Here is a 14,005-nt window from a genome sequence, read left to right as displayed (position 1 = left end):
AGTAACCTTAAAGATCTTTAAGAGATTCTTCAAGCTTTTTTTCAAAATCAATATCCTTAGCAGCAGGTTTCTCTGCCTGTCTTGGCTTTCTGTCTGCTGCTGGAGAAGCTTTCTTTCTTTTAGGCTTCTCATCCTGTCGGAAGATTGGATTGGCATAAGTACCAGAGTTGTCCTCTGCCTTGCGCTCTTCACGAACAGGTTCTGCATTTATTTTCTTAATACTTCTCTCGGAAGTTGCAACAGAAGCCTTGGGAACTGCTTTTACATAATAGAAGTACTCATCATCCTCATACTCCAGACGCTCTGCACGGCTGTAATCTCCTCCAAATGCAAAGAACTCAAGCACAAGTGCCAGGAGAACAGCTGCAATCGTACAGATCAAAAGCGGAACCATTGCAACAGTTGCATTCAGGTTCATTCCAAAACTTCCAACAAGCATTATAAACACATAGGCAACACCGCCTGTAATAATAGATATCCTCCATGCATGATCAAAAGAGCGGGTACGGATCAGATGTACCAGAAGGATAACTGCTACAAAAGCAACAACTGCAATCCACATTCCCCAGTTCTGTACCAGACCGTCAGCCATGATCTGCAGCTTATCTGTCATCTCCAGATCCGGATTCACAAGAATTGTTGACTGTGATCTTAAAAAACGGATAAAATAATACATAACCACACCGCAGCCAGCCGGAATTGCAGATAAACTGCTCTCCATAAGTCCGCTTCCAATAGGAAGTAATGCCGGAAGGCTGAATGCAAAGGAAAGCGGTGTAAATACAAATGTTACATTCTGTTCACCACTGAACCTCAGGAAAAAGATCATCATCAGAAGGATCAGAACAAGCATAAATGCCGCAATTTCAATTCCAAGTGCATAACTGTGAACAAGGATCAGCACAAAACCAATATACATCATAGCGGAAGACGGCAAAATGGAACAGATCAATGCCAGGATCAGTACTAAAAATACATTATTCAGGCGAGACATATATCCCATATTCGCATTGATCCACAGGAAATAAACCAGTGCAAGAACAAACTTCATTACAGGCAGGATATACATTTCATACTGTCCGTATATTTCTTTTATTTTCTGCTTTAACTCAAGTAATGCTGTCATTTTCTATATCCTCCTGACATTTCACGTCCTGCGAATTTCTTTTCTTCACGAGTATAGATTTTCTCTAATTTCGTCAGCTGAGTGTAATACTGTTTTACACTCTTCTTCGCCTTATGGTACTTCACAGTGTACTGGATATATGTCAGCACAGAATATAATACCAATATCCCTATATATCCCCCCAGGACTACAACTCCAAGAGAGATCAGATCCATCTTGTGCACATTATCCAGCAGATATTCCAAATTATACGCTGCAATCACAGCCAGTATCAATCCATATCCAATTGTTACAAGAAAGAAATTCTTAATCAGCGCCAGACCAATATAGTCACTCCTGTAGTACTTGCTTACTGGAAGATACTTTCTGCCTTCCTGTTTCTCATATACAGCAAGCCGGTCCATTATCTTTACTTTTTCTTCGTTTATCATAAATGGCTCCTTATGCGTTTCTTTTAAAGCTGAAAAGCTATACTCATACAGGATGATTGTATCATATATCCCATGCCATGAAAAGCATTTTTTTACCTGTTGTTTCCAATACACAGCGTGAGAAAATATACATGGGATGCTCCCTTTTCCAGCAGAAGCTTTGCCAGCACATCCATGGTACTTCCAGTAGTATATACATCATCAATAAGCAAGATACGCATTCCTGCAGGATTTCCTACAACCTGAAAAGCTTTTTGAAGATTCTTCTTTCTTTCAGCCGCATCCAGTTTTTTCTGTGATCGGGTAGCATGGCACTTTTTTAGAATAGCAGTATCTACAGGAATCCCAGCATAACGGGACAGTTCTTTCGCCAGAAGTTCAGCTTGATTAAACCCTCTTATGCGCTGCTTTCTTCTATGAAGCGGAACCGGAATGATTATCTGCGGCTTCCATAATGCAAGCATATCTTTTCCGTAGATATACAATGCTTTTCCATAAAAGCGGCTGTATTCCTGACAACCAAAATATTTATATTTCATTATAGAGTATCTCATCCGGTCATCATAGAGAAAAATCCCGCGTCCCTGGTCAAAAGCGCCTGGATGGGCGCCGCAGTCCCTGCAGTATTCTTCATCTCCATTTACCGGTTTTCCGCATTTGTAACACCGTGGCCCCGATACAGGTCTTAAATCTCCGGCACAGTCCAGACAGATCAACTGATGGCTGTTCCTAAGAATCCTGTGACACAGAGGACACCGTCTTGGATACAACAGATCCAGAAAGTTCCTGTATCCTTGCCCAAAGAGAGCTGTAACGTTTCTGCTGCTTCTCATTGCGGATCATCTCCCCGAAAGTCTCCTCACTTCCAACTACAGTAACACATTTCCTGGCTCTTGTAACACCTGTATACAAAAGATTGCGGTTCATCAGCATCTTGGGGCCGGAAAGGAGCGGCAGAATAACTGCCGGATATTCTGAGCCCTGGGATTTATGTATGGTTATAGCATAGGCAAGTTCCAATTCTTCCAGCTGCTTAAAAGAATAGTCAGCGAAACGTCCATCCTCAAATTCCACAGTGGCAGTCTCTGCAAATTCATTGATTTCCTTCAGAATGCCAGTATCTCCATTAAATACGCCCACCCCTTCTTCTACAGGAATTCCGTATTTCCCCCGGACTTCCCATTCCAGCTGATAGTTGTTCCGAATCTGCATAACCTTGTCTCCCTCACGGAAAAGCCGTTCTCCAATTTCTTTCTCTTTTTTACCTGATTCTGGTGGATTCAGGTATCTCTGTAAGATCTGGTTCATCCTCTCTACGCCCAGAAGCCCCTTTCGCATTGGAGTCAGAACCTGTATTTCAAAAGGTCTTGCATCCACATACTTCGGCAGTTTCTCCTGAATCAGTGCGATGACCACGCGGATAATAATATCGGCATCATATCTCTTCAGGAAAAAGAAATCGCGGCTTTTGTTATCAAGGGAAACCTGCTCTCCGTTATGGATCTTGTGTGCATTTACTACAATATCACTGTGAGAGGCCTGCCTGAAAATTTTCTTCAGTTCTACTACTGGAAAAACGCCGCTTTGAATAATATCCCGCAGCACATTTCCAGGACCTACACTTGGCAGCTGGTTCTCATCTCCTACCAGAATGATCCTGGTTCCCGCAGTCACCGCAAGAAGCAGTGAATGCATAAGAAAAATATCCACCATAGACATCTCATCAATAATGATTACATCTGTATCCAGCGGATTCTCTGCATTCCGTTCAAAATGAACACCCTGAGACTCTCTGCCATCCTCATCCGGCACACCGTTCAATTCCAGAAGCCGATGTATTGTCTGTGCTTCATAACCTGTAGCTTCTGTCATTCGCTTGGCTGCGCGTCCTGTAGGTGCTGCCAGACGAAGAGTTGCGCCTTCGCCCTCGAAAAAACGAATAATTGCATTGATCGTGGTAGTTTTACCGGTACCTGGTCCTCCTGTAAGTACAAAAAGGCCATTTCCAGCAGCCTCTACAACAGCCTTCTTCTGCATTTCCTCCAAAACAGTACCTGTTTCTTTCTCAATCTGGGCAATTCTTCGCTCCATCATCTGCTCATTCTGTGGATAACGGATATTTAATTCAGTGAGCATTCTTGCTGTATTCAGTTCCAAGCGGTAATACTGGCTTGGATAAACCAGTACCTCTCTGTCATTCTCTTTTAAAACAACATTCCGGTCAATTGCCATATCCATCAGATGTTTCTCCATATAAGAAACATCTACCTGAAGCAGCTGGGAAGCTCTGTCAAACAGTTCGTCCTTCGGAAGATATACATGTCCTTCCCCTGAAGCTTGGAGAAGAGTATACATCATACCGCTGCGGATCCTGTAATCTGAATCTGCATGTATACCAATACGTGACGCAATGGTGTCTGCAATTTTAAAGCCAACTCCCGAGATATCATCTGCCAGACGATAGGGATTCTCCTGAAGCACACTGTATACGGACTGACCATATTTCTGATATATCTTTGCTCCAAGATTCAGGGAAATGCCATATTTCTGCAGAAACATCATGGCTTTTCGCATATCTGCCTTCTCAGTCACCTGTACTGCAATCTCTCTGGCTTTCTTCTCACTGATTCCCTTGACTTCCGCCAGCCTTTCCGGTTCTTCTTCCACTATTCTAAGGGTATCCTCGCCAAAACACCGCACAATTCTGGCAGCAAGTGCTGCACCTACCCCTTTAATCGCTCCGGAACCCAGATAACGTTCCATAGCCTGGGTGTCCTCTGGTGCCTTTTCCGCATAAGACTGGATATTAAATTGTCTGCCGTATATATGATGCTGGGAAAACTGTCCCTCAGCTTCAATGGTCACACCCTGTGTAACGTCAGGAAATGTTCCTACACAAGTCAGCTCTTCCTCTGAATCCGCGGTCTTAAGAACCATAACTGTATATCCATTTTCATCATTACGGAATATGACATGATCTATATAGCCTATAACTTTCTCACTCATTTGTTCTTCTCCTGCCGCCAGCACTAACCAAAGGGCACTGCTAGAATGTGTTTGAAGAAGTATTCCCGCAATCTGCACGCCCCACTTTGCAGAAAGCCTTTTTCAAACACGCTCTAGAACGCAGTACCCTTTTCATTATAGTTTACATAATATTTTATCTTTTGCAAAACAGAATAGCCAAATTATATGTTACTGTTTACGCTTTTCAAAGCAATCAGATTATTCTTCCATCCTGGTAATTACTTCCGCATATTTACCGGTTCCCACCACAACCGCAGACATAGCATCCTGCACAGTCAGAGTGCTTACGCCGGTCTTCTGCTCAATGAGGGTGTCCATTCCATGGAGCAATGCTCCGCCACCTGTGAGAACAATTCCTCTGTCTACAATATCTGCAGCCAGTTCCGGCGGAGTTTTCTCAAGCACTCCGTGCACAGTCTCCACAATCTGATTGGTAGCATCCCTCAATGCAATACGGATTTCTTCTGAAGTCAGAGTTACAACCTTGGGAAGTCCGGTGATCACATTTCTGCCTTTTACCTCCAGCATCCGCGGAGATGCTTCCTGGCAGGCAGTTCCGATTTTTATTTTTATGTTCTCAGCGGCCTCTTCCCCAATAAAAAGGCTGTGATTTTTTCTCACATAGCTCATGATTGCCTGGTCGAAATTATCTCCGGCAACCTTTACGGAAGCAGACACAACAGAGCCAGCCATGGAAATCACGGCAACATCAGTGGTTCCGCCTCCTATATCCACGATCAGATTACCAAAAGGCTTCGTCACATCTACTCCGGCACCAATTGCAGCTGCAATCGGCTCTTCCACAAGAAACACTTCCCTTGCTCCAGCCTGATAAGTAGCTTCCTCTACTGCCTTTCTTTCAATCTCTGTGGTTCCGCTGGGGATACAGATACTGATTCTAGGCTTTCGAAAGGCATGGCGTCCCATTGCCTTGGAAATGAAATACTTCAGCATCTTCTCCATAACCGTATAATCTACAATCACTCCCTGGCGGATTGGCCGGATTACTTCCATATTGGATGAAACATGTCCGGTCATCTGTCTGGCTTCCTCACCGATTGCTTTTATTTTCTCTGAGTTCTTATCATAAACCACTACAGACGGCTCACTGACTACCAGTCCCCGTCCAGTAGAATATACCTGACTGTTTCTGGTTCCCAGGTCAATTCCAATATCACTGGCAGGCATTAAATTCCCCTTTCTCTCAAAACACATTGTCACACTTTCTCTGCAAGAATTGTGCAATAAATGATTACCATTCACAACCCGAACCGTAATCATAAATACCACATTCTGCAGATGTGACTTTATAATTGTCTCATAGATTTTTCATAATTAATAGTCTTCGTACCATTATAAACAAAAATGCTTCAATTGGAAAGAGGTTTATTATCAGAATCACTTCAAATATTTCGCAACATAACGTCCTGTATAAGAAGCTGGATTCTTCGCCACTTCTTCAGGTGTTCCCTTGGCAACAACTGTTCCCCCGCCATCTCCGCCTTCCGGTCCGATATCAATTATATAATCAGCGGTCTTGATCACGTCCAGATTGTGTTCAATTACAACAACCGTATTTCCACCATCCGAAAGTCGACGCAAAATCTCCACCAGTTTCTGAACATCTGCAAAATGCAATCCAGTGGTAGGCTCATCCAGAATATAAATAGTCTTACCTGTACTGCGCTTACTCAGCTCTGCAGCCAGCTTAATACGCTGTGCTTCTCCGCCGGAAAGAGTGGTGGAAGGCTGTCCGAGACGAATATAGGAAAGACCGACATCATATAAGGTCTCTATCTTCCTTCTGATGGATGGAACGTTCTCAAAGAACGTCATTGCCTCCTCAACTGTCATATTCAGTACATCGTAGATGCTCTTATCCTTATACTTCACTTCCAGAGTTTCCCGATTATAGCGCTTCCCCTTGCAAACTTCACAAGGGACATAAACATCTGGCAGGAAGTGCATTTCAATTTTAATAATACCATCACCACTGCAGGCTTCACAGCGTCCGCCTTTTACATTAAAGCTGAAGCGCCCTTTCTTATACCCCTTTGCCTTGGCATCTGCTGTAGCAGCAAAAAGATCTCTGATCTGGTCAAATACGCCTGTATAAGTAGCAGGATTAGATCTTGGTGTACGGCCAATTGGAGACTGGTCAATGGCAATTACCTTATCCAACTGGTCTATTCCAATAATATCATCATGCTTTCCCGGGATCACGCGGGCCCTGTTCAGATCCCTTGCAAGATGTTTATAAAGGATTTCATTGATCAGAGAACTCTTTCCTGACCCGGAAACACCTGTAATGCAGGTCATAATTCCAAGAGGAATATCCACGTCTATATGTTTGAGATTATTCTCTGCCGCCCCCTTAATAGTCAGATAACCGGTAGGTTCCTTTCGTACTTCCGGAACCGGGATTTTCAGTTTTCCGCTGAGATATGCTCCTGTAATGGACTTCGGATTCTGCATAAGTTCCTCAGCAGTGCCCATTCCAACAAGCTGTCCACCATGTTCTCCTGCGCCGGGTCCGATATCTACAATACAGTCCGCTGCGCGCATGGTATCCTCATCATGTTCAACCACTATAAGACTGTTTCCCAGGTCTCTTAAGTGCATCAAAGCACCAAGAAGTTTATCATTATCCCTCTGATGCAGACCAATACTTGGCTCATCCAGAATATAGGCAACCCCGACAAGGCCGGAACCGATCTGGGTAGCAAGACGGATTCTCTGTGCCTCTCCGCCAGACAGAGTACCAGTGGCACGTGCCAGGGAAAGGTACTCCAGACCTACATCTGCCAGGAACCCCACTCTGGCTCTGATCTCCTTTAGTATCTGCTTTCCAATAAGCTGCTGCTGCGGAGACAGCTGCATTTCTGCCAGAAATCTCTTCAGCTTATCAATGGACATATTGGTAATTTCATAAATATTCTTATCCGCTACCGTGACCGCAAGTGACTCCTTCTTCAGTCGCTGTCCCCTACATGCTTTACACGGAGTGATCTGCATAAAGCTCTCGTATTCCTGTTTCATAGATTCAGAGCCAGTCTCTTTATAGCGCTGTTCCACATTCCTTATAAGGCCTGGAAAAGCCACATCATAAACACCCTCTCCGCGCTGTCCCTTATAATAAACCTTCACAGAATGTCCGCCTGTACCATACAGAATAATATCCTGTATCTTCTTGGGATAATCTTTAAAAGGTGTATCCAGATCAAAACCATATTCCCTGCAAAGGGCATTCAGAATAGCATTGGTAAAACTGCTCTTATCTGTGCAAGACTGCCAGCCCATTACTACAATAGCCCCTTCAGAAATGCTGAGAGACTTATCCGGGATCATAAGATCCGGGTCAAATTCCATCTTATAACCAAGGCCAAGGCACTCCGGGCAGGCCCCAAATGGGTTATTAAACGAAAAACTTCTTGGCTCGATCTCATCAATACTGACTCCACAATCCGGACAGGAAAAGCTCTGGCTGAAATTCATATAATTTCCGTCCATGGTATCCACCACAGCCAATCCGTCAGCCAGATTCAATACTGTCTCAAGAGAATCTGTAAGTCTTTTCTCAATTCCAGGCTTCACGATCAGACGGTCTACAATAATGGCAATCGTGTGTTTAATATTCTTATCCAGGGTAATCTCCTCTGAAAGTTCATACACATTTCCATCGATTTCCGCACGTACATAACCGCTGCGTCTGGCCTGATCCAGTAATTTCGCATGGGTACCCTTGCGTCCTCGTACTACCGGTGCAAGAAGCTGGATCCTGGTGCGCTCCGGCAATTCCATAATCTGATCCACCATCTGGTCTACTGTCTGCTTGGCGATCACCTTGCCGCATTTCGGACAATGTGGAATACCAACACGGGCGTATAAAAGACGGAAATAATCATAAATTTCTGTCACCGTTCCTACTGTGGATCTGGGATTGCGGTTAGTAGACTTCTGGTCAATAGAAATAGCCGGTGGAAGTCCCTCTATGCTCTCCACATCTGGCTTTTCCATCTGGCCAAGGAACTGTCTGGCATAGGAAGACAGAGATTCCATATATCTTCTCTGCCCTTCTGCATAGATCGTATCAAATGCCAGTGAAGACTTTCCTGATCCGCTTAAGCCGGTAAGAACTACAAACTTATCTCTGGGAATATCCACACTGAGATTCTTCAGGTTATTCTCATTGGCTCCTCTGATTCTGATAAACTGTTTCTTATTCTCTGCTGCCATCTGTTCCTCCATTTCTTAACCGGAAAGCACCGGCTGTAACTCCCTGTATCCTGATCTGATCCGGAATCCTCCGGCTCAGATATTTCTTAATGTGTTCTTCAAGAATATCACAAGAACATTTGTTCGTCAACCATTTCTAAATTCTTTTTCCACCAAAACTTACAGCAAAAAATCTGCCATCACTGCATTACTCACATGAATGCCTTCTCTTGATAAAAATATCCTGCCGCTTTCTTCCAACAGCAGTCCCTGTTTCTTATATTTTTTCAGAACTTCTCCATATATATTCTCTATTGCAGTGCCAAAATACTCCTGAAATTCCTTTTTGGACACGCCCCGTGTCATACGAAGTCCAAGAAACATAAACTCTGCCATCTCATCTTCTCTTGTAAGAAGTTCCCAGTTTTTTCGAATTTTTTCTGGTGCACTGCTGTTTTTCAAATATTCCTGCATATCGGAAGTATTGGAAAAACGTTCCTTTCCCAATAAGGAAGCCGCTCCAAGCCCAAGCCCCAGATAATCCTTTCTCTGCCAGTATCCTTCATTATGTCTGCATTCACACCCTGCTTTTGCATAGTTGGAAATCTCATACTGATGATAGCCATACTCTTTCAGAACTACAGCAACATCTTCATACATGCGGTACTCCGTATCTTCATCAGGCAAATCCAGCTTTTTTCTGGAAAAAGGGGTGCCCTCTTCAATAATAAGACTGTATGCCGAAATGTGCTCCGGGCCAAGTGCCGCCACCGTCCGAAGGTTCTCTATCCAACCTTCATAACACTGTCCCGGAATGGCAAACATCAGATCCACATTTATATTGGAAAAGCCAGCCGCTCTTGCCATCTGAAAGCTTTCCAGAAACTGTGCATAATTATGAATTCTTCCAAGCATAGCCAGTTCCTTATTGTTTGGCGACTGTAAGCCAATGCTGATCCGGTTAATTCCGTATTTTCTGTAAATAGAAAGTTTCTCAGGCGTCAATGTTCCAGGATTTGCTTCAATCGTTACCTCCGCATCCGCCGAAAACAAAAAATAATCTCTCAGCCCCTGTAAAAGCTTTTCCATTACATCACATTCCGGCACAGAAGGTGTTCCCCCGCCAATGAAAACTGTATCTACCGGACGTTTTTTCAGATTCTTTGAAACCGTCTCCATTTCCCGTAAAAGTGCATAAATATAAGCTTCCTGCCCGGCCCTGGTAGAGGGACCTGACAGGAAGTCACAATAATCACATTTCTTTATGCAAAACGGGATGTGAAGGTACAATTCCAAACCATTCTTCTTTGTTCCCATTCTGATTTTCTCCACATTGTTTATTTTCTTCTGTTTACAATGCTGTTTCTGTAAAATTAATCTCCACTACCGGTCTCAGTTTCTTCATCTGTTGAATTTCCAGTAGCATCACTGCCGCTGTCAGACGAATCTGCAGCAGTCTGCTCTTCTGAAGAGCCGCTCTTACTGCTGCCTGCAGCCTTTCCCTCTTCTTTTTGAACCAGATACTCATTCACCATAGTCACGCTTCCGCTTTGCGCTACCGCATCTTTATTTACCTGGCGAGGTACCGGCGTAGGTGTTGCTGTAGGAATCGGCGTGATCTTCATTACGCCCTGCGACTCTGCGTCTGGTGCTTTCACCGTTTTCTTCCCACATGCACAGCTGCCTGCAAAAATTACGATCACCAGCAGGATCACTGTCAAAATCCCGCCCTTGATCCACTGTTCCCTGTCTTTTTTATAACTTCTCTTTATTCTTCTTGTCAGAATACGTATCTTAGCTTTCATCGGATACCTCCGCGTCTGATGCCAGCTGGCATATATCTTATGTCAATCAGTCACACTCAGACACCTTTATTTATTGCTTTTCACCACAGGATTGACAACAATTAATTTTCATCCAGTTTCAGTACGCTCATAAATGCTTTCTGCGGAATCTCTACGTTTCCAACCTGGCGCATTCTCTTCTTACCTTCCTTCTGTTTTTCCAGAAGTTTCTTCTTACGAGAAATATCACCGCCGTAGCACTTGGCAAGAACATCTTTACGCATAGCCTTAACCGTCTCTCTGGCAATGATTTTGCTTCCGATTGCGGCCTGGATCGGAATTTCAAAGAGCTGACGCGGAATCTCATCTTTCAGCTTCTCGCACATCTTGCGGCCTCTTTCATAAGAAGTATCTGCATGCACAATAAAAGAAAGGGCATCCACTTCTTCTTTATTTACCAGAATATCCAGTTTCACAAGCTCACTTCTCTCATAACCACAAAGTTCGTAATCCAGAGACGCATATCCTCTGGAACGAGATTTCAAGGCATCAAAGAAATCGTAAATAATCTCATTCAATGGAAGCTTATATTTCAGAAGAGCTCGTGTCTCTTCCATATATTCCATGCCAAGATACTGACCACGGCGCTCCTGGCAAAGATCCATAATGGCACCGATAAATTCTGTAGTTACCATAATCTCAGCATTCACGATTGGCTCTTCCATATATTCGATCTCAGATGGATCTGGAAGATTGGTCGGATTTGTCAGATCAATCACTTCGCCGTTTGTCTTGTGTACTTTGTAAATAACGCTTGGAGCTGTAGTAACAAGATCCAGGTCATATTCACGTTCCAGACGTTCCTGAATGATTTCCAGATGAAGCAATCCAAGAAATCCGCAGCGGAAACCAAATCCAAGAGCAACAGATGTCTCCGGCTCATAGAATAAAGAGGCGTCATTTAACTGCAGTTTCTCCAAAGCATCACGAAGATCCCCGTATTTCGCTCCGTCAGCCGGATAAAGGCCGCAGTAAACCATTGGATTTACTTTCTTATATCCAGGCAAAGCCTCCTCACATGGACGGTTATTGTCCGTAATAGTATCACCAACACGAGTGTCTCTTACGTTCTTAATGCTGGCGGTAATATAACCTACCATTCCAGCTGTCAGTTCCTCACATGGAATAAACTGCCCAGCTCCAAAATACCCAACTTCCACAACTTCTGCCACAAATCCAGTGGCCATCATACGGATGGTTGTGCCTTTGCGGACTTTTCCATCTACCATTCGGCAGAAAACAATGGCACCCTTATAAGAATCATAAATGGAGTCAAAAATAAGCGCCTTCAGCGGTGCATCCGGATTTCCTGCAGGTGCCGGGATCTTAGCCACTACCTGCTCCAGAACCTGATCTACATTCAGACCTGTTTTTGCAGAAATCTGCGGTGCGTCCTGGGCTTCAAGTCCAATCACATCCTCAATTTCATTGATAACACGCTCTGGCTCTGCACTTGGAAGATCAACCTTATTGATTACTGGAATAACCTCAAGATCATGATCCAGTGCCATATAAACATTTGCCAGCGTCTGCGCTTCAATTCCCTGTGCAGCGTCAACTACAAGGATGGCACCGTCGCAGGCTGCAAGGCTTCGTGAAACTTCATAGTTAAAATCCACATGTCCAGGTGTATCGATCAGATTGAAAATATACTCTTCTCCATCTTTTCCATGATATACCGTGCGGACAGCCTGGGATTTGATGGTAATTCCACGTTCTCTCTCCAGTTCCATATTATCCAGAACCTGGGCCTGCATTTCCCTCTCAGTCAAAAGTCCTGTCATCTCTATAATTCTGTCGGCCAGTGTAGATTTACCGTGGTCAATATGTGCAATAATACAAAAATTTCGAATTTTACTCTGGTCTGTCATTCCAGACATTCCTCCTCTGGTTATGCTATACTGTTTATTCTATCAAGAGATTATAGCACAGATTAAATCTGTTTGTCACTTCCTTTTATATGGTTCCTGTTCACTCCGTTCACAGTAACGTTCTTGACGGGATAAATTATATTATTTTTATCCTGTTCCGCAGCCCTTTAACACTCTGTTCAAAATGTCTGCAAAGGGTTCCATGGCGTTTTTTACTTCCTGCACCGTATTTGTCTGGGCACCGGCTTCCAGAAGCAGGGCTCTTTTTCGTAAATGAAGATTGTAGCGCAAGCCCGCCAGGTAAATCCCTCTGTAAAAATCAGGATAATACAACGCCGCCTGATATTCCAGCTGAAAAGAAAAAGCAAGATTGTCCTGTATGTAAGGATTGGGCAAATAAGAAACCTTCCCCTGGGCATTCGTGTAGCTAAGGCCATTATAAAAAAGAATCTGCGCAGTATCTTTTCCGTTTATTTCAGTTACCAGCCGTCTGTCTTCATCGATGCCATCTCTGTGCAGATCAATAACCACCTCCACAGACGGATTTTCTTCCAAAACCTTTTCTACGTAATCACAAGCATAATTATAGGCCTTATTCCGATCCAGTTCTCCGCTCATCATATCAAAAGCTTCTTTTATATGGATCACCTGATAACCATATTTTTCTGACAGCAAACTGGTCAGATAATTTCCAACACCCACAATCGTATCTTCCTCTTCTCCTTCCCTGGAATCGGAAAACGTTTCCTGGGAGTGACTGTGATAAATTAGAATCTGCGGCTCCAACGGTCCATGACTCAAGGAAAAATCCTCTGCCAGAAATTCAGCAGCATTTATTTTTACGGCAGATGCATCTGTGTTCTCATCTACAATGTAAAAATTGTTCATTAGATAATCGTAATCCGACAGCTTGTCTCTGGACAGATCCAGAATTGGATGCGGGAGAACGATGTTAGACTGAGGAAGGGTATTTGCAGGCTGAGTTTCTGAATTTAAGTGATTTTCACTATTTTCTATGATTTCTGACATCTCAGAGTTATCTTTATTTTCTATTTTATCTGTATTATTTATTTTTTTACTTTCCTCAGAAACACTGCTGTTTTTTTCCAGATTGGCTTCCTTGGATTTCTTTGCATTTTCCTCTCGCAAATTACGCTCATTCTCTGCAACTTCTTCTAAATATGCTCCATTTCTCTTCTCAATCTCAGCCAGAGTTTCCCCATCCATTTCCATCCAGGTTTCCTGTGCTTTTTCCTCTGTAAAATAATAGAACGGAAACTGCCTGTACACATTATGCACAATTTCCCGCATGGAAAAAGGTCCTGGCAGCATAGCCAGAACCGCAAAAAAACACAGACAAAGAAACACGCAGAAAACCTTCTGGACTTTTGTCACGAAATCACCTCTTTAAGGTTATCCTATGACAGATTTTTCCTCCGTATGTTTCTTTTTTTAGGCTAACTTTCCATATTTTCAGTATTTTTCCACAGC

10 protein-coding genes are annotated in these 14,005 nt (G+C 43.4%); all 10 read right to left on the bottom strand.

What is annotated here, in order from left to right; translation table 11 throughout:
- Positions 1-7 precede the first annotated feature (7 nt).
- The 10 genes from I2D69_RS05355 to I2D69_RS05310 all read right to left on the bottom strand — a co-directional run bounded on the left by I2D69_RS05355 (position 8) and on the right by I2D69_RS05310 (position 13,909).
- The gene (locus I2D69_RS05355) at positions 8-1,126 is read right to left on the bottom strand and encodes a hypothetical protein (protein WP_118579689.1); all 1,119 of its coding nucleotides are present in this window, start codon (positions 1,124-1,126) and stop codon (positions 8-10) included.
- Positions 1,123-1,557 carry a hypothetical protein gene (locus I2D69_RS05350; protein WP_118579692.1) on the bottom strand — a complete coding sequence of 145 codons (435 nt, stop codon included), beginning with the start codon at positions 1,555-1,557 and terminating at the stop codon, positions 1,123-1,125. Before I2D69_RS05350 ends, I2D69_RS05355 begins: the two co-directional genes overlap by 4 nt.
- 92 nt (positions 1,558-1,649) lie before the next feature.
- The gene (locus tag I2D69_RS05345; RefSeq protein ID WP_118579695.1) at positions 1,650-2,390 is read right to left on the bottom strand and encodes a ComF family protein; all 741 of its coding nucleotides are present in this window, start codon (positions 2,388-2,390) and stop codon (positions 1,650-1,652) included.
- Complete coding sequence (locus I2D69_RS05340; RefSeq protein WP_173769623.1) at positions 2,287-4,563, bottom strand: ATP-dependent RecD-like DNA helicase; 2,277 nt, start codon at positions 4,561-4,563, stop codon at positions 2,287-2,289. The genes I2D69_RS05345 and I2D69_RS05340 overlap by 104 nt, the downstream gene beginning before the upstream one ends.
- A 219-nt stretch (positions 4,564-4,782) precedes the next feature.
- Entirely contained in the window at positions 4,783-5,772 is a 990-nt protein-coding gene (locus I2D69_RS05335; protein ID WP_148461733.1) for a rod shape-determining protein, read from the bottom strand.
- 210 nt (positions 5,773-5,982) lie between these two features.
- Positions 5,983-8,820: an excinuclease ABC subunit UvrA gene (gene uvrA / locus I2D69_RS05330; RefSeq protein WP_118579701.1), complete on the bottom strand. Its 2,838-nt coding sequence runs from the start codon at positions 8,818-8,820 to the stop codon at positions 5,983-5,985.
- A gap of 159 nt (positions 8,821-8,979) precedes the next feature.
- Positions 8,980-10,116 (bottom strand): radical SAM family heme chaperone HemW, encoded by a 1,137-nt coding sequence (gene hemW, locus I2D69_RS05325; protein WP_195379519.1) that lies wholly within the window; start codon positions 10,114-10,116, stop codon positions 8,980-8,982.
- 56 nt (positions 10,117-10,172) lie between these two features.
- Complete coding sequence (locus I2D69_RS05320) at positions 10,173-10,604, bottom strand: hypothetical protein (RefSeq protein WP_173718896.1); 432 nt, start codon at positions 10,602-10,604, stop codon at positions 10,173-10,175.
- Positions 10,605-10,705: 101 nt separating this feature from the next.
- A complete protein-coding gene (lepA, locus tag I2D69_RS05315) occupies positions 10,706-12,514 on the bottom strand; it encodes a translation elongation factor 4 (RefSeq protein WP_330382770.1) in 1,809 nt (602 codons plus the stop codon).
- Between the two features lie 147 nt (positions 12,515-12,661).
- Positions 12,662-13,909: a stage II sporulation protein P gene (locus I2D69_RS05310; RefSeq protein WP_226815251.1), complete on the bottom strand. Its 1,248-nt coding sequence runs from the start codon at positions 13,907-13,909 to the stop codon at positions 12,662-12,664.
- Positions 13,910-14,005 lie beyond the last annotated feature (96 nt).

The sequence above is a fragment of the Ruminococcus sp. D54t1_190329_F1 genome, from assembly GCF_015551645.1.
GTDB classification, from domain to species: domain Bacteria; phylum Bacillota; class Clostridia; order Lachnospirales; family Lachnospiraceae; genus Blautia_A; species Blautia_A faecis.
This window is presented reverse-complemented; position numbering and strand designations above follow the sequence as displayed.